Annotated in this window: 12 protein-coding genes; 5 read left to right on the forward strand and 7 right to left on the reverse strand. The window is 61.8% G+C overall.

Annotation, left to right across the window (positions count from 1 at the left end):
* Positions 1-166: 166 nt before the first annotated feature.
* Complete coding sequence (gene dnaN, locus LDO29_RS12410) at positions 167-1,282, reverse strand: DNA polymerase III subunit beta (RefSeq protein WP_224080089.1); 1,116 nt, start codon at positions 1,280-1,282, stop codon at positions 167-169.
* A 475-nt stretch (positions 1,283-1,757) separates the two neighbouring features.
* A complete protein-coding gene (gene dnaA, locus LDO29_RS12415) occupies positions 1,758-3,506 on the reverse strand; it encodes a chromosomal replication initiator protein DnaA (protein ID WP_224080090.1) in 1,749 nt (582 codons plus the stop codon).
* A gap of 795 nt (positions 3,507-4,301) precedes the next feature.
* Between dnaA and rpmH the strand changes: the two genes are divergently transcribed.
* The 5 genes from rpmH to tam all read left to right on the forward strand — a co-directional run bounded on the left by rpmH (position 4,302) and on the right by tam (position 7,864).
* Complete coding sequence (rpmH, locus tag LDO29_RS12420) at positions 4,302-4,436, forward strand: 50S ribosomal protein L34 (protein ID WP_008650850.1); 135 nt, start codon at positions 4,302-4,304, stop codon at positions 4,434-4,436.
* Between the two features lie 112 nt (positions 4,437-4,548).
* Complete coding sequence (gene rnpA, locus LDO29_RS12425; protein WP_224080335.1) at positions 4,549-4,977, forward strand: ribonuclease P protein component; 429 nt, start codon at positions 4,549-4,551, stop codon at positions 4,975-4,977.
* A gap of 12 nt (positions 4,978-4,989) precedes the next feature.
* Complete coding sequence (gene yidD / locus LDO29_RS12430) at positions 4,990-5,295, forward strand: membrane protein insertion efficiency factor YidD (protein WP_224080091.1); 306 nt, start codon at positions 4,990-4,992, stop codon at positions 5,293-5,295.
* A 21-nt stretch (positions 5,296-5,316) separates the two neighbouring features.
* Positions 5,317-6,996 carry a membrane protein insertase YidC gene (gene yidC / locus LDO29_RS12435; RefSeq protein WP_224080092.1) on the forward strand — a complete coding sequence of 560 codons (1,680 nt, stop codon included), beginning with the start codon at positions 5,317-5,319 and terminating at the stop codon, positions 6,994-6,996.
* A gap of 97 nt (positions 6,997-7,093) precedes the next feature.
* Positions 7,094-7,864, forward strand: coding sequence for a trans-aconitate 2-methyltransferase (gene tam, locus LDO29_RS12440; RefSeq protein WP_224080093.1), 771 nt, complete (start codon positions 7,094-7,096; stop codon positions 7,862-7,864).
* 30 nt (positions 7,865-7,894) lie between these two features.
* Here tam and LDO29_RS12445 read toward each other — a convergent pair whose 3' ends face one another.
* The 5 genes from LDO29_RS12445 to LDO29_RS12465 all read right to left on the reverse strand — a co-directional run bounded on the left by LDO29_RS12445 (position 7,895) and on the right by LDO29_RS12465 (position 16,026).
* Positions 7,895-11,341, reverse strand: a complete 3,447-nt coding sequence (locus LDO29_RS12445) for an ImcF-related family protein (protein ID WP_224080094.1) — start codon at positions 11,339-11,341, stop codon at positions 7,895-7,897.
* Positions 11,342-11,412: 71 nt separating this feature from the next.
* A complete protein-coding gene (locus LDO29_RS12450; protein ID WP_224080095.1) occupies positions 11,413-12,696 on the reverse strand; it encodes a hypothetical protein in 1,284 nt (427 codons plus the stop codon).
* Positions 12,697-12,698: 2 nt separating this feature from the next.
* The gene (locus LDO29_RS12455; RefSeq protein ID WP_224080096.1) at positions 12,699-12,959 is read right to left on the reverse strand and encodes a PAAR domain-containing protein; all 261 of its coding nucleotides are present in this window, start codon (positions 12,957-12,959) and stop codon (positions 12,699-12,701) included.
* Between the two features lie 12 nt (positions 12,960-12,971).
* Positions 12,972-13,649: a hypothetical protein gene (locus LDO29_RS12460; protein WP_224080097.1), complete on the reverse strand. Its 678-nt coding sequence runs from the start codon at positions 13,647-13,649 to the stop codon at positions 12,972-12,974.
* Between the two features lie 19 nt (positions 13,650-13,668).
* Positions 13,669-16,026, reverse strand: coding sequence for a hypothetical protein (locus LDO29_RS12465; protein ID WP_224080098.1), 2,358 nt, complete (start codon positions 16,024-16,026; stop codon positions 13,669-13,671).
* Between the last annotated feature and the right edge of the window lie 2 nt (positions 16,027-16,028).

Below are 16,028 nucleotides of genomic sequence, written 5' to 3' on the forward strand. Positions count from 1 at the left end.
CCAGGCCCGGGAGGCTCCGCAAGGCGGTTACTAAAAACGGCAAAAGGGGCGGACCGGTTTCGGTCCTGCCCCTGCTGCGAGAAGACTGCCCGTAATGATTCGGGTGTCGTTGCGTGCCGTTTGCTGCTCCGGTATGTCGTTGTCTGCGTGTCCTGTTACCGGATCATCAGATGCGCATCGGCATGACGACGTACTTGAAGTTGTCGTCTTCCGGCACGGTGATCAGCGCGCTCGAATTCGAGTCGCCGAGGCTGACCTGCACTTGCTCGCTCTTCAGGTTGGCGAGGACGTCGAGCAGGTAGGTCACGTTGAAGCCGATGTCGAGCGCGTCGCCCGAGTAATCGAGTTCCAGCTCTTCCTGCGCCTCTTCCTGATCGGCGTTGGTGGAGCTGATCTTCAGCATGTGGGTGTCCAGGATGCAGCGCACGCCCTTGAACTTGTCGGTCGTCAGGATGGCGGTACGTTGCAGCGCCTGCTGCAGCTTCACGCGGTCAATCGCAAAAGCGTTCTTGTAGCCCTTGGGAATGACGCGCTGGAAGTCGGGGAACTTGCCTTCCACCAGTTTGGAGATCAGTTCGATATTGGCGAAGCTGAACTTGACCTGGTTGGCGGCGAGCTGCACCTGCACGGGATCGTCGTTGTCTTCGAGCAGGCGTTGCAGTTCCAGAATGGTCTTGCGCGGGATGATGACTTCCTGGCGCGCGCCCACACCGGCGGCTTCGGTGTCCAGCTCCACGCCGCAGTAGGCTAGGCGGTGGCCGTCGGTGGCGACTGCCATGACCTTCTTGCCGTCGACGACGAGCAGCATGCCGTTCAGGTAGTAACGGATGTCTTGCTGCGCCATGGCGAAGTGGACCATCGCCAGCAGGTGCTTGAAGGTCTTCTGCGGGAGCGAGACGCTGGCGTTGAATTCGGTGGCTTCGGCAACGGTCGGGAATTCTTCCGCGGCCAGCGTCTGCAGTGCGAAGCGGCTCTTGCCGGACTGCACGGTCATGCGCTTGTCGTTGAGCGACAGGGCGACGTCGCCGTCAGGCATGGCGCGCAGGATGTCGAGCAGCTTGCGTGCGGCCACAGTGGTGGCCACGCTGTCATTGCCCACGCCGCATTCGGCGTGCGTGGTGATCTGGATCTCGATGTCGGTCGAGAGGAAGGATACGTTCGAGCCGGACTTGCGAATCAGCAGGTTGGCCAGGATCGGGAGGGTGTGGCGGCGCTCCACGATGCCGCTCACGATTTGCAGCGGACGCAGCAGATTGTCTCGCGAGGTTTTGACCAATTGCATTGAATTTATCCTTCGTCGTTTGTCGTCGGCGACCGCAAACTCTAGGCAACTCCAATTCACTTAGAAATCAAGGAGTTAATATGCCATTGTACCAAGGATAAGCCGCTGCGGTGAAGCGGGGCGAAACCGCCGGAAGTGGGGTCTGTGCACAAAAAGCCACGATGCTGGCCGCGCACTTTCCACTGCACTTTCGGCATTCCGTCCCGACTCACCGCAAAGCCTTATTCTGTGGCTGACACTGCACTCGGCTGCGGCTGGACCGATGTTGTTTAACAGGCGCCCCAAGGACTCCCTTGTGACGCCGAACCTACAGTATGCCAGCCTAATCGGCCGGCCCTTCAAAACTGCTTCTCTGCCCTGTCATTCCCGCGCAGGCGGGAATCCAGCGTCTTTGAAGTCCGCCCGCGGGAGACGAAAAGTCACCGGGTTCCCGCCTTCGCGGGGACGACAGGCAAACACCAGGCACTCAACTAACTCAACCCTTGAGCGTCTGTTCCAGCACGTGCAACTCGTGGTTGAGCTGCGCGTCCTTGCTGCGCTCATCGGCAATCTTGCGCACCGCGTGCAGCACGGTGGTGTGATCGCGCCCGCCGAAGAGCTCGCCGATCTCGGGCAGGCTCTTCTGCGTGAGCTCCTTCGCCAGGTACATCGCGATCTGGCGCGGCCTTGCAATGTTCGCAGGCCGCTTTTTCGAGTACATGTCAGCGACCTTGATGTTGTAGAAGTCCGCGCAGGTCTTCTGGATGTTCTCGACCGAGATCTGTCGGTTCTGCACCGTCAGCAGGTCCTTCAGCGCCTCGCGCGTCACCTCGATGGTGATGTCGCGGCCGTGGAAGTTCGAGAACGCCAGGATCTTGCGCAGTGCGCCTTCCAGCTCACGCACGTTGGAACGCAGGTGCTTGGCGACGAAGAACGCGACTTCCTCGGGCACGCTCACGTTCTCGGCGGCGGCCTTCTTCATCAGGATCGCCACGCGCATTTCCAGCTCGGGCGGCTCGATGGCCACGGTCAGGCCGGAGTCGAAACGCGAGATCAGGCGATCGTCGATGCCGGTGATCTCCTTCGGGTACGTATCGCTGGTGATGATCACCTGCGCCCGGTTGGCGATCAGCGCTTCGAACGCGTAGAAGAACTCTTCCTGCGTGCGGTTCTTGCCGGAGAAGAACTGGATATCGTCGATCAGCAGCAGGTCGAGCGAGTGGTAATAGCGCTTGAACTCGTCGAACGCCTTGCGCTGGTAGGCCTTCACCACGTCCGAAACGTACTGTTCGGCGTGGATGTAGCGGATACGCGCGCGCGGGTTCTCCAGCAGCATGAAATTGCCGATGGCATGGATCAAGTGCGTCTTGCCCAGGCCTACGCCTCCGTATAGATACAGCGGGTTGTAGGACTTGCCTGGGTTGTTCGCCACCTGGATGGCGGCAGCGCGCGCCAGCTGGTTGGCTTTACCGGTGACGAAGTTGTCGAACGTCAGGATCGGGTTCAGGCGCGAGCGCTCGTGCACCGTGTCGCTGGCCTGGCTCGGCTGGCCGGGCTGCGCACCAGGCGCCCCGGGGTGCTGCACCATCGGGCCCGACTGCATGGGCGGTTGTTGCTGCTGCACACGGTAGGAGCGGGCGGCGGCTTCGGCCGGGTCCATCTGGACGACGTCGATCTCGCCCATGTCGACACCGTGCTGCGCGGCCTGCGCCTGCTGCGGGCGGGAGCCACCCTGCAGCGGATGGCCCGGGTAGGGCGCCTGGCCCGGGCCGAAGCCTGCCTGGCCGCGGGCGGACTGGTACTCGCCGTAGCCCTGCTGCATGCCGGGTTGGGCGAACTGCTGGCCCATGGGTTGCCCCATCGGCTGGCCGCCGGGATAGCCCTGCATGCCCGTACCTGCCGCTGCGTGACCATCGGGTGCGGCGCCCGGCATCATGCCCGGCTGGCCACCCATGCCGGCCGCCGGTGGTTGCGCGTAGGCCGCAGCGCGGCCCGACGCAACAGGATCCAGGACAAAGTGAACACTGACCTGCGCTTCCCAATATTCGCAGGCAAGGGCGGTAATACGCCCCGAAAACTGGCTCTTGACCCAATCCAGCTTGAACCGGTTCGGCGCGGCAATGCGCAGCGTGTGCGCCTCCTCGTCGAAACCGACGGGCGCCAACGGCTTGATCCAGGTTTTGAACTGTTGCGGCGTCAGCTCGCGCTCGAGTTGCGCGGCTGCCGCCTGCCAGAAGTCTTGCATTGTTTTTTGTTAAGTTAGCGCATCCCCAGGGTGCGCCACGGCTACTGTCGCGCCTCGCCAGCCCGGCCTTCTCCGTACCCATGCCTGCGGCGCCGGCAGCGACTTACGTATACGTCCTGTATACGGTCCGCCGCGTCGGCCTGCAAAAACTTGGGGGGAAGCCCGGGATGCGCCTGCGCCACGCAGCCCGTGTAGTGATTGGACCGGGATTGTACCCCCGGCCTCAAGTTATCCACAAAGGATAAGTCTGTGGACAACTTGTGCAAATTCAGTGGATTGGTGTGCACAACCCGAGCAGCGGCGCGGGTTTCCGGCATGCTGCAGCGCCGGAAAACACAGAGGAAACAGGGACTTCGGCCAATCTGGCGGCCTGCCGCAGTGCACGAATCAGCACGCAAACTTGTTAACAGGCTGTTGTGGACAATGGCGCACGGCTGTTTACGTAACGTTTACGTAGTGCTGTCGCGATTGTGCCCCTGCACACATGACGAAGCCTTGACACTCGCGACGAAAATCGTTTAAATGGCGGGTTCTGCGATGCGGCAGGGGATCACGTATGCGCATCGCCGGGTCTGGCCTGTCCGTGCCGCCCGCGCCTGCAGGTGTATACCTGCAATCCAGCGCTGGCCGGCTTCAGGGCCGGCACCAAGACAGAACCAGAATCGTCGTGACCTTGTCGGTATACGCCCCAGGCGTTTCCGGCGCACGGCAACCCCATGCGAACCATACGCGGCGGCCACGGCACCCCGGCACCGGCCGGAGGCGGGCTAGCCCAGATCAACCAGAGAGTGCAACATGAAACGTACCTACCAACCTTCCGTTACCCGCCGCAAGCGTACCCACGGTTTCCGCGTGCGCATGAAGACCCGTGGCGGCCGTGCCGTCATCAACGCTCGTCGCGCCAAGGGTCGCAAGCGCCTGGCAATCTAAGGGCCGGGCGACCGGTCTGGACGGTGGCAACGCCGTCCATGCCAACCGCCTCGCCTTCTGGATGGCCGGTAGCTTGCCGCAGGCTGCAGTGTTCCCGCTAGCTTTGCCAAGCGTGTCTACCTTTGCCTTTCCCAAAGCCGCGAGGCTGACAAAGACGGATGAGTTTTCATCCGTTTTTGCTTTGCGGCCCCGCAAGCGCAGTACGCACTTTGTGCTCTACGTGCGCGCCAACGGCCGGGCCGAAGCCCGGCTGGGCGTGGTGGTAGGCAAGAAGTTCGCGCCGCGCGCGGCCGAGCGCAACCTGGTCAAGCGCATGGCGCGCGAGTTGTTCCGCCTGCGCCAAGGCCAGTTGGGCGGACGCGACGTGCTGCTGCGGCTGCAGGCAAAGTTTCCGCGTGCGGAATTTACCAGCCGCTCCGCGGTCCGACGTGCATGCCTGACGGAGATTTCCAGCTTGCTGGAAGTGGCCGCCAGGCCCCTGCCTCCGCCACCGCCGTCACCCTCGGCCGCGCCTGAACAGCCAAAGGGCCTTCCGGCCTGACCGCTCCCAGCCATGAAGCGAATCCTGCTAGCCCTGCTGCGCATCTACAAGATCGCTCTGAGCCCGTACCTGGGCTCGCGGTGCCGCTTCTGGCCTACCTGTTCCGACTACGCCCGCGACGCCGTCGTGCGTCATGGCGCCGCGCGCGGCAGCTGGATGGCCGTGTGCCGGCTATGTCGTTGCCATCCTTTCGCGCAAGGCGGGTATGATCCCGTGCCGGGCGCGGAAACGGAAACTGCACAAACGGGCAAGTTTGCCCAACCCGCGACGGGCCATGGGCCTGTCACCGTCCGCAATATCCGTCTGCCCAGACCCTGATTCCCCCGACCACAGCGAGACATGGATATCAAACGCACCATCCTCTGGGTCATCTTCTCGATGTCCCTCGTGCTGCTCTATGACAACTGGCAGCGCGCCAACGGCCACGCGTCGATGTTCTTCCCGAGCGCGACGCAGCAGCAGGCCGCCTCGGCGCCCGCCGCCGCCGGCGCAGCCCAGGGCGATGTGCCCAAGGCCAACGCAACTGCAGGCGCCGCTGCTCCGGCAGCCCCGGGTGCTCCGGGTGCCGCCCCGCAGGCAGCCGCCCAGCCCACGGGCGAGAAGATCATCGTGACCACCGACGAGGTGCGCGCCGAGATCGACACCGCTGGCGGCATCCTGTCGCGCCTGGAGCTGCTCAACGAGCACGAGAAGGACGGCAAGCCGGTGGTGCTGTTCGAGCGCGACACCACGCGCACCTACCTGGCCCGCTCCGGCCTGATCGGCGGCGACCTGCCGAACCACACCACCGTGTTCACGGCCGCCCCCGGCCCGCGCACGCTGGACGGTGCCGACAAGCTGGAAGTCACGCTGACCGCCGACAAGAACGGCGTGAAGTTTGCGAAGACTTACGTCTTCCACAAGGGCAGCTACGTGGTGGACACGCGCTTTGCCGTGACCAACGCAGGCACCGCGCCGGTTTCGCCGACGCTGTACCTGGAACTGGCGCGTGACGGCAGCAAGGTGGAGCAGTCGCAGTTCTACAGCACCTTCACCGGCCCGGCCATCTACACGGACGCGGACAAGTACCACAAGATCACCTTCGAAGACATCGCCAAGGGCAAGGCCAGCACGCCTGGCGCTACCACCAATGGCTGGGTGGCGATGGTGCAGCACTACTTTGCCTCGGCCTGGATTCCGCAGGCGGGCAAGGAGCACAGCTTCTACGTCCAGCAGATCGACCCGAACCTGTACCGCGTGGGCATCCAGCAGCCGCTTGGCCAGATCGCCCCGGGTGCCACGGTGACGACCGACGCGCGCCTGTTCGCCGGCCCGCAGGAAGAGCGCATGCTCGAGAAGATCACCCCCGGCCTGGAACTGGTGAAGGACTATGGCTGGCTGACCATCCTGGCCAAGCCGCTGTTCTGGCTGCTGGAAAAGCTGCACGGCTTCCTGGGCAACTGGGGCTGGTCGATCATCCTGCTGACGGTGCTGATCAAGCTGGTGTTCTTCCCGCTGTCGGCCGCCAGCTACAAGTCGATGGGCAAGATGAAGGAGCTGCAGCCGCGCATGACGGCCATGCGCGAGCGCCACAAGGGCGATCCGCAGAAGATGAACCAGGAGATGATGGCGCTGTACAAGACCGAGAAGGTCAACCCGCTCGGCGGCTGCCTGCCCATCGTGATCCAGATCCCGGTCTTCATCGCGCTGTACTGGGTGCTGCTGTCGTCGGTGGAAATGCGTGGCGCGCCGTGGCTGGGCTGGATCCATGACCTGTCGGTGCCGGATCCGTTCTACATCCTGCCGATCGTGATGGCTGCATCGATGTTCCTGCAGACCAAGCTGAACCCGACCCCGCCGGACCCGGTCCAGGCCAAGGTCATGATGATCATGCCGCTGGTGTTCTCGTTCATGTTCTTCTTCTTCCCGGCCGGCCTGGTGCTGTACTGGGTCGTGAACAACATCCTGTCGATCGCCCAGCAATGGCAGATCAACCGGATGCTCGGCAAGGGCAAGACCGCCGCGGTCGCCAAGAGCTGAGCGAGAGAGATGCTGAAGGTTTGATGCAAGCCCGGTGGAGACACCGGGCTTTTTTTGCGTCGGCGCATGCCGGTACGCAGTTTCCGAGGAGATACCCATGAGCTGGTCCGCCCGCCAATACGTGGCCTTTGAAGACGAACGCACGCGCCCGGTCCGCGATCTGGTTGCCGCGATTCCCAATGAGATCGTGCGCACGGCGGTGGATATCGGTTGCGGGCCGGGCAATTCCACCGAGGTGCTGATGTCGCGGTTCCCGGGTGCGTCGGTCACCGGACTGGACAGCTCCGAGGACATGATCGACGCCGCGCGCAAGCGGTTGCCCGATGTGCAGTTCGATGTCGCGGACATCACGGCATGGAACGACACCGGTCCCTACGACGTGATCCTGGCCAATGCGGTGCTGCAGTGGGTGCCGGACCACGCCACGCTGTTTCCGGCGCTGGTGCAGAAGCTGTCGCAGGGCGGCACGCTGGCCGTGCAGATGCCGGACAACATCGAGGAACCCGCGCATCGGCTGATGCGCGAGACTGCCGCGAAGGGTCCGTGGGCGGCCAAGCTGGCCGCTGCGAGCAACGCCCGGGCGGCGCGGGCTTCGGCGCGCTGGTACTACGAGCTGCTGCGCCCGCATTGCGCGCGCGTGGATGTGTGGCTGACGGTCTACCATCATCCGCTCGCCGGTGGCGCGAATGCGGTGGTGGAATGGTTCAAGGGCAGTGGCCTGCGGCCGTTCATCCAGCCGTTGGATGACGCCGAGCGCGCGGCTTATCTGGCGCAGTATGAGGCGAAGATTGCCAAGGCGTATCCGGCATTGGAGGATGGGTCGGTGTTGTTGCCGTTTCCGCGGTTGTTCGTGGTGGCGACGCGCTGAGGGATCGTTTCGGCTGCTCCGCCGGAACCCTTATTGGGTTCCGGGGACACGCTCGGCCGGAGATGCTCCAGCATCGGCCACCGTCCCCGCGCGCGGGATCAGGAATACGCGCGGCGATATCTTGAGACCCAGCAGCGACAGCAGATCGAGCACGCCAGCACCGGACTCACTGCGCATCTGGAACTGAATTTCCGGTACCTTCGCCGTATCCGATCCCCCCGCTGTGGCGACACCAGTATCGGGTTCCGCAGGCCAGCCAATCTGGTACGTGGCGCCATCGATCTGCTGGATGTGTCCGCGCGCGAGCATGCGCAGCAGACCGAAGCGCCCGCCAAACTCGTAGCGTTTGTTCGTACCTGCCGTTTCGGTTTGCCACTGCAGTCGGGTGCCGAGGTCCGCCAGGCTGTTCGAAGGCCACGCCATCCGCTGCCAGGTTTCGCGCTGGTTGTAATAGTGCAGTTTCTGGCCGTCGATGGTCAGCACGGTATCGGTCAGGCCAGGGGTAGGAACCGGCTTGAGTTCGAACCGGTACTGCGGCTCGCCCTGCACCAGCAGGTGAGCACCGATGCGCTGCAACAGATTGATGAATTTCAGAAATTCCGGGTCAAAGGTGATGCCCCGCGCCCCGGTGGCCGGCACCCACTGATTGCCCTGGAGTTCCAGGACGCCGGCCAGTTGGGTGGCCAGGAACGTCTGGATACGACCGCCTTGCGGGCGCACAAACTGGGCAAACTCGGGCAACGAGGCATCGTTGCCCGTGTCGGCAAACGGGTAGCGTCCCGCAAAAGCATGGTTCCAGTCGCTGACCACAGCGCGATACCACAGGTCGTTCAGGCTCGCCTGCGCGGGCAGCACGATAGTCTGCGTGGCCTGGGCAATGGGCCGCACGAACAGCGCCTCCCCCATACCCGCCCATTCCGTGCCAACGCTCGCCGCCATCAACTGCGCATAGGCCTGCGTGTCGGCCAGTTCCGAGCCCTTGCCCTGGAACAGCGTCTGGGCCATCTGGCGCGCCTGTTCGTCAGCGTCGGGGCTGCCATTGACCTGCTGCAGGCGCAGCCGCAGCGCGGTGGCCCGGTCGAGGAAGCGCTGCAGGCTCAGGTCGCTGTTGGCGATACCCTGCCTGGACTGCCCTACAAGGCGCAGCACCGGCCCGAAGGCCGCATCAAGTGGACCGGCAGGCTCTGACCGGGCGGTTTGCGGTGCGTCGCCTTTGCTGGTGAACATGTCCTTCGCCTTGTTCACCAGCGCGTCCGACAGCGATGCCTTCTGCACGCCCGCGCCACCCTGGTATTCCAGTGACTTCATCAGCGCGATCACCGGCGACTGGCGCGCATCGGCCAACAGCTTGAGCTGGCCGATTGCCGCGGGCAAGGTCGGCGAGGGCTCCCACTGCAGCGCGTTCATGAAGCCCTGCCAGTGTTCGGCGTAGTCGGCAAAGTACTGCAGCGTGAGCGCCTTGCGCAGTTCGTACGCGGACAGGCTCGGCGCGTTGTCGCGGGCCTGGTCACCGGCGAGTACCCAGTCCGTACTCACGTCGCGGCGCTTCACGGCCTCCTCGATGGCATCTGCGATGTAACCCTCGTAAGCCTGGCGGGTGAACACTCCGGGCACTACGGCCGACGCATGCAGAAGACCACGCGTGTCCGTGCCCACGGTCAGCGACGCCAGGGTCTGGTCCGGGTACTTGCTGCCTGCGCCGTCGAGGATCTGCTGGTACACCGTGTCCTGCGCATTCCGTGCGCCGATCACCGCCAGCAGCGTCTGGCGTGCGCCGGCGACGAGTTCGGGACGGGCATCGATCTTCCGGTCGGGGTTCGATTTCAGGTGTTGCCCGTAGAACTGGGAGAGGCGCTCGGCGAGGTCCTGTTTTTCTCCAGGTGTGATGCGGGCCTCGGTGGTCCATGCCTTTGCCAGTTGCGAGGCGAGGAAGGCGGGTTCCGTGCGCTCGGGATGGGCCAGCATCAGGTAGGCCTTGAGCCCATCGCGTCCGCCCATGGCCCATTTGCTGGTCTGGTCAGTGAGCGAAGTGGTCTGCAGTTGGCCGAGGTCGACAAGCGAGGCCTCCAGATTCTGTTGCGCGGGTGTAATCAGGAACTGCCGGGCTGCCTGGGTGTATGGCTTCCACAGCGCGGCCAGCACTTCCGGGTCACGGTTCAGGCCGAAGCGGGTAAGCCATGGCGCGTGGTGTTGCGTGCGGTATTCGTAGTGGTCGATTTGCTGCTGGAGGGCCAATAGTGCGTGCAGGCGCTTCGCTGGATCGGTGGTCGTGCGAACGCCTTGCATGGCGTCCCGGGCGATGCCAATGTCCTGCAAATTGCGCAAGCCGGATACTGCCATTCCGGCGGTCCAGAGGATCGTGCAAGCGAGCGCTCCCCCCGCAACTGCCGTCCACGGGTAAAAGCCGATGCGGCGGCCACGGTGGTGCAGCGCCTGCCGGGCAATTTCACGCCACGTCAGTCTCAGCGCCGACAGATCGATGCGTACGGGTAGCGAACGGATTCCCTCTGCGGCAATACGGGCCACGTCTCCAGACGCGTCTGCCACCGGTACCCGTCCAACCATCACGGGCGCTGCAACCTCGGGCACGAACATGACGCCGGCCAACGGCGCCTGTCGCCATACGGACGCTTGCCAGGCCGCCCAGCGACTGGCAATGCTGGCGCGCTGGTCACCAATGTAGGCCGAGATCACCGCGATGAAAGGTGGCTTCTCGTTTTTGATGCCAAACAAGATTGCATTGGCTGTACGAGTTTCAAGCTCAGCCAGTTGGTCGTGCAGAGGAATCTGGTCTGGCAAGCGACGGCACGCATTCACGAAAACACCGACCGGCTGGTCATGGTCAGGCTGAGAGCCGCGCACCGGCACCGGGTACAGAAACATGATCGGTGCGGCCCAGCCCAGCACCCGCTGGCAGTCGCTCAGCAGGCGCAATGACTCGACATCCGACGCGACCGCCGAATCGCTTCCTACGACTTGCACCACGGCGTCGGTGGGGCGGCGCCGGCGCAGGCTGCGGATTTGCTGCTGCCACAAACTGGCGTCGATTCCTTGAGGTGCCGCGTGGACCAGAACTACCTCGTCGGTGCACCGCACGCCTGCCTGCTTGAGTCCCGGTGCGACCTGCTCAATGGTGGAGTCGTCGCCGCAGATCATGAGCCATGGCGCGCGATAGCGCCAACGCCAGCCAGATTGGCGGCGCAGTTCCATGCGCAGTTCCCCGATCCGAGCATCACATCCTCGCGCTGAGGTCTTCTGTTCCGCCGAAACTTCCCCTGTCACGCGGGAGAACGAGCGCCGGATAGCCTTGTGACCGCCGAGAAATACGACAATCACATAGACAAAGCTGAGCACGAACACTGCCAGCACAGTCCACAGCATGAACGTAATCTTTTCGCCCTGAGATGTCAGACCGAAAACACCATCATTCAGCCAGATGACGAGGTCAAGGATGACCGCAACAATGGCAATCGCCATCGGCCCGCCCCAAAAGAGTCATGGAGCCCGGGGCTCGCGCTGTGCTGGATTCCTTCTCTAGCGCCTTAAGGTTATTGCTCGGATTCGTCATGCGGGATAGTCGTGACATGAAGGACCGCGGCCTGGGCACGGTCCACAATGAAATGGGCGCCGGTCTGGCATGATTCGATCGCAGCGGCGATGGAAAGCAAGGCATTCAAAGAGCCAGCATTGCCGACGACGGCATCCACGCGGCGCTGTGCGTCTGCCTCGCCAAGATTTACAAGAGGTGGCTGTTTGAATGCCGGGAGCAGCACGGTCTCGTCCCGACTTGGCAGGCCCGTGATCCACGCACGGACCATCGATGCATTGGCGGCATCGCCCCAAACCACGGCATTGCCGAATACGGCGTCCAGCGTGTTGACGGTACCGGACACTGGTCGATGCAAGATCCCTGCGACCTTCACCGGCTCTGGCAACTCGAAACAACCTGGATTGAGCAACACGGCCGCGCAGCCTTCAGTACTGTTGAATGGCGTCGCGGCATCGTGCCATTCGGCTGCCACCAAAAGCAGCGCACGCCATTCGCGTTGATCGAGCCACACGTCGGCTTCCGTAAGGGCGCCGCCTGCTGTTGCAATCTGGCAATCCAGTGTTGGCAAACCCAGGCGCTGCACGGCGTCTTTGACCTGGGCCAATCGTGTCGTTGCCGGGTCGGCCGGTGCGAGCACCCTAACTGCTGGGGCAAAGTGCGGCCCATATTGCGACAGGGCTTCCAGGCTCGGAACAAGCGGCGTGATCGCGTCCATCAGTTTGAGGATGACGGTGTGAACAGTCTCCGATTCATCCGCAATGGCATCGTCGGCGTTAGGCGCAGGGTTCGGGTTGTATGCGGCGGGAATGACCGACAGGTTGTCGTCATCAAAGCGGTTATGGCAAACGAGACCTGCGCCCTCCCTCGGAGCTCGCTCATCCACCAGAGGCTTTCCTGCCTCAAGCGCTTCGACCAGGGTCGCGTGCTCTTGCAGCGGCAAGCTGTAACCCGCGCCCAGTACCTGCAAAGGTCGCTGCGCCTCGCGCATCCACGCGTCAACCCGCTTTCCGCGGATGTTGTTCCAGTGATGGACCCACCACCACTGGAGTTCGCGCACCACCCGAGCCATGCTGAGCACAGCCAGGAAGGCAACGTTGGGAATGCCGACGGTGCGCAACCAGAACGAAAAACCTATTGCGGGCGTTCCCTTCGGCCATAAGTAAATCGAGATTGCCGCGCCGGCCACGCAGACCACCAGCCACGCGCAAAACCATGGCAAGAATCGCAAGCCACGCGGTGGATACGGACGCGCGTAGCCGGCTAGCGACAGATCAATCGGCATGCTCAGCCAATCCAGACATTCTGCAGTGATGCCATCAATCGGCAACCGCACGCACAGCGGTGGTGATGCATCGCAATGGGGCGGCCGTCCTGATCGCGAAAGCCTTCGGCGCCCTCGGCGATGGTGGTGGGACCGTGCAACGCACAGAGCGCGGAGTCGCCCTTGCGAGCGAGGGGGCGACCCATGAAGTTCAAGGTAGGCGACGCGCTTGTTACTTCGCCGCCGTTTTCCAATAGATCCCCAAGTCGAGTTGGACTATGCATTTCGAATCCGCCTTACTTGTTGACGGGAGCCACGGCAGAAGCGGGACTGACGTCAGTGGGCTCTGGCCCGTCAACGAACTCAACAGTTTCGAGAATCGCCTTGACCCGATCAAGGTCATTACGTCCTTTCCGCTCCGACAACCATTTAACTGTTTTGTATCCACACAAGGCGTATAGTTCATGAACGAGGCAAAAGTGAAAAACGCGAGCCCGCTTTCGTTCTTCACCAGTGGTGGCGTCCTCCGTGTAGGCAATCGCGGTCCAGTTTCTTTCCTTCAAAAGAATTGTTTGAGCCTTCGCCTGCCGTTCATATGGAACAAATTCAGGGCCATTGATCGGTCCGTACGTCCACCAACGACCATCCACGTACTTCCCATTCAATGCGGATGTAATTCGCTCCTCTTTGGCACTCACACAAAAGAGGCTGAAGCCGCCCGCCCGGAACGATGATGGCCCAGTCACAGGAAGGTAGTAGGTCCCCTGTGGCGGGCTCGCCTCGGCAGGGTAAGGCTCGCGAAATTCTCCGCCAAACATGTTCGCTATTCTGAAGCGACAAGGGCCAACAGCGTATTCCTGCGATGTTCTCTGAGTGGTCACATCTTGGCCTGATGTCTGCGCTCGAGTAATGCCCGTTGATGCTGCGACCCCTATCAACCCGGCAATACCAATCGTAAAAATCAAATTCCTCATTCAAAGAATCCGTTTCAGGTTAATGATCAGGGAAATCTTTCAGAGTGCCGTCCGCGATGGGAAACTGGACCCCTTCAGTCAACAAAAGAAGTGCAGCAACATACGCTTGATATCGTGCTTGGAGGCCGTTAATTGCTTCAAAATTGCGTGATGGCTGGCCAACATTCACGGTAGCAGCAACCTTTCCAAACGATTCACTGCTGTAGTAAGGCTTGGATGCGTTACCCACCTGAACTGATTCACGACGAAAAACCGGAGACTGATCGGCTGACCGGGCAGCACCCGACCATGCCCAATAGGCGCCAGCACTATCCGACGCGTCGATGGATGGCTCGGTCAAGTCGTCACGCCATTTCTTCATGCCCACAGGCACATGAGCTTCTAACGCCATCAGTGCCGCATTGCTTCGCATCCTATTTGATACTATCGCGGCCTCATGAAGTCGACCAGATAATGTTGAAGCAACCTGTCGGCCGTCGAATTTCCAATATTTAACGTAGTTATCGGGCCACGTCAGTTGCAAGAATCCCCGACCAAACCACGGGTAGTATCGCTGATACTCAGGCGCTCCCTCAGCGAGCGAGCGAAACCACTGTGTTTCTTGCATTGCATTCCCCAAAAATGCCGCTTGACGCAATGGCGTCGTAATACCGAACTTGCGCATTGCCTTGTTCAGTTTCACGCCTAAATTTTCAACCAAATTTAGTTGTGGCTGCACCGGCTCCGATACCCATTGGAACGTGGATTTTTTACGGAGTGCTGTGATCGGAAACATTTTCTTGAATTCTGGATTGCTCAACCATCCACATCTTCTGAAATACCGAACAAACGCCAACGGATGAAAAAACCAGAACTTCCTCCCGCCAGCCAGCGGCGTCTGCTCCATAAACTGAAGCTGGGTATGGAACCTCAAAAAATTGGCATATCCGTCAGGATCGGTTACCTTGCGCTTCCCAAAGAATCCGTCCGGATCATTTAGCCGCCCGTACCGCGCGTCATTACCACTCGCATCCCACTCGCTGGGTGCATGGCAAATGAACCCCCTGAGCTTTTCACGCACCGCGGGATGCGTCTGGATGTAGGCCGCCAGCTTGTCTTCCTGCTCCCATTCTGGGCGCAACCGTTCCGCGGGCGTCTCAAGGTCTTCTGCGACGCCGACAATCCTCCGCAGCTCATCGTAGTCACACAGACCATCCTGGCTGAATGGCGTGTTGCTCTCCTGAATCTTCTGCCATCCCATGAAGAACGGAAAATCCGCGTCCGAAAGCTTCTGGATTGTGCTTTGGCTGATGTCGACATAGCCCTGCTTGCCCGCCTCGAATGTCACGGGAATCCAGGTCTTTGGCGGTGCTGCCACCTGATTGGCATGCTCGGTCAGGATGCGGCCGAACCGGAGCATTTCATAGCCATCGCTCGGGCATTGCGGATATAGCGCTGTGGCGCGCGCATACATCTCGTATTCGTAGTCCTTGTCAGCTGGTACGGGCACTGGCGTCAGCGATGTGATGGTGCCCGCCCGATCAAGCCATGAACGGGTGTAGCGTTGCCCCTTGTGGAAAAACGCTTCGACATACAGCTTGCTGCCTACGGGCAGGGTGCCGGCCTGTAGCGGCGGGAAATATTTCGCTGCCGCTCCGATAGCTTCGGGCGGCACACTGACGAAGGACTGACCTTGTGGAATGACAAAGTAGCTATGACCCCAGTAGTCCTTGGAGGCTGGGGTGGTGGGTGCATTGTTGTCGAGCTGCACCGCGTGACCCGGCTGACTGAACCACGCCGTGAAGTCACCTTCGGTCATGAAGATTTCGAAGTGCAGATGCAATTGCCCATGACATGCGCCGGGATACCCGAGCATGTCCTTCCGATAGACCTTCTGCCTCGCTGGAACTTGCACGCCATTCGTGGGCCTCAACAACCATAGCGGCAGCGTCATGGAGGTCCCGACCTCGGGAGGGTTGTTCGGTTGTGGCTGTAGCCGTCGAATGCCGTCGAGGTCCAGCAAGTGCATGTACAGCGAATAGAACGTGATGGCCCTGCCATCGCCCGTTTCGGTCGAGTGCTTGAGCAACACAAAGCCGAGATTGGAATTCAACGCTTCCGCCCCGCTCTCGTCTTTACTGCCATCCGTGATGGCCTTCTGGCAGACCCGATAGGCAACCACCTCACCGTCCGCGATGGCCCGCACGGGCTCATTCTGGAATCTCGGCATCAGATGCGCACCGCAATGCCAGCGGCGATCAAAGGCGATGGGATAGATGCCGTGGTGCGGTAGTTCGAAGCCGTCCACGGCATCCATCATTGGATCGATCCTGGAGGGATCGTTGCTGTTCAGTGCCTCGACGGTCAAGGCAGGCAGGAAGGGTGGGCTGATGATCATGG

It is taken from the genome of Cupriavidus laharis, assembly GCF_914271435.1.
GTDB classification, from domain to species: Bacteria; Pseudomonadota; Gammaproteobacteria; order Burkholderiales; family Burkholderiaceae; genus Cupriavidus; species Cupriavidus laharis.

Excerpts from the sequence above, each read along its gene's own strand:
- dnaN (WP_224080089.1), bottom strand. The coding sequence starts at position 1,282 with ATGCAATTGGTCAAAACCTCGCGAGACAATCTGCTGCGTCCGCTGCAA.
- dnaA (WP_224080090.1), bottom strand. The coding sequence starts at position 3,506 with ATGCAAGACTTCTGGCAGGCGGCAGCCGCGCAACTCGAGCGCGAGCTG.
- rpmH (WP_008650850.1), top strand. The coding sequence starts at position 4,302 with ATGAAACGTACCTACCAACCTTCCGTTACCCGCCGCAAGCGTACCCAC.
- yidD (WP_224080091.1), top strand. The coding sequence starts at position 4,990 with ATGAAGCGAATCCTGCTAGCCCTGCTGCGCATCTACAAGATCGCTCTG.
- yidC (WP_224080092.1), top strand. The coding sequence starts at position 5,317 with ATGGATATCAAACGCACCATCCTCTGGGTCATCTTCTCGATGTCCCTC.
- tam (WP_224080093.1), top strand. The coding sequence starts at position 7,094 with ATGAGCTGGTCCGCCCGCCAATACGTGGCCTTTGAAGACGAACGCACG.
- LDO29_RS12445 (WP_224080094.1), bottom strand. The coding sequence starts at position 11,341 with ATGGCGATTGCCATTGTTGCGGTCATCCTTGACCTCGTCATCTGGCTG.
- LDO29_RS12450 (WP_224080095.1), bottom strand. The coding sequence starts at position 12,696 with ATGCCGATTGATCTGTCGCTAGCCGGCTACGCGCGTCCGTATCCACCG.
- LDO29_RS12455 (WP_224080096.1), bottom strand. The coding sequence starts at position 12,959 with ATGCATAGTCCAACTCGACTTGGGGATCTATTGGAAAACGGCGGCGAA.
- LDO29_RS12460 (WP_224080097.1), bottom strand. The coding sequence starts at position 13,649 with ATGAGGAATTTGATTTTTACGATTGGTATTGCCGGGTTGATAGGGGTC.
- LDO29_RS12465 (WP_224080098.1), bottom strand. The coding sequence starts at position 16,026 with ATGATCATCAGCCCACCCTTCCTGCCTGCCTTGACCGTCGAGGCACTG.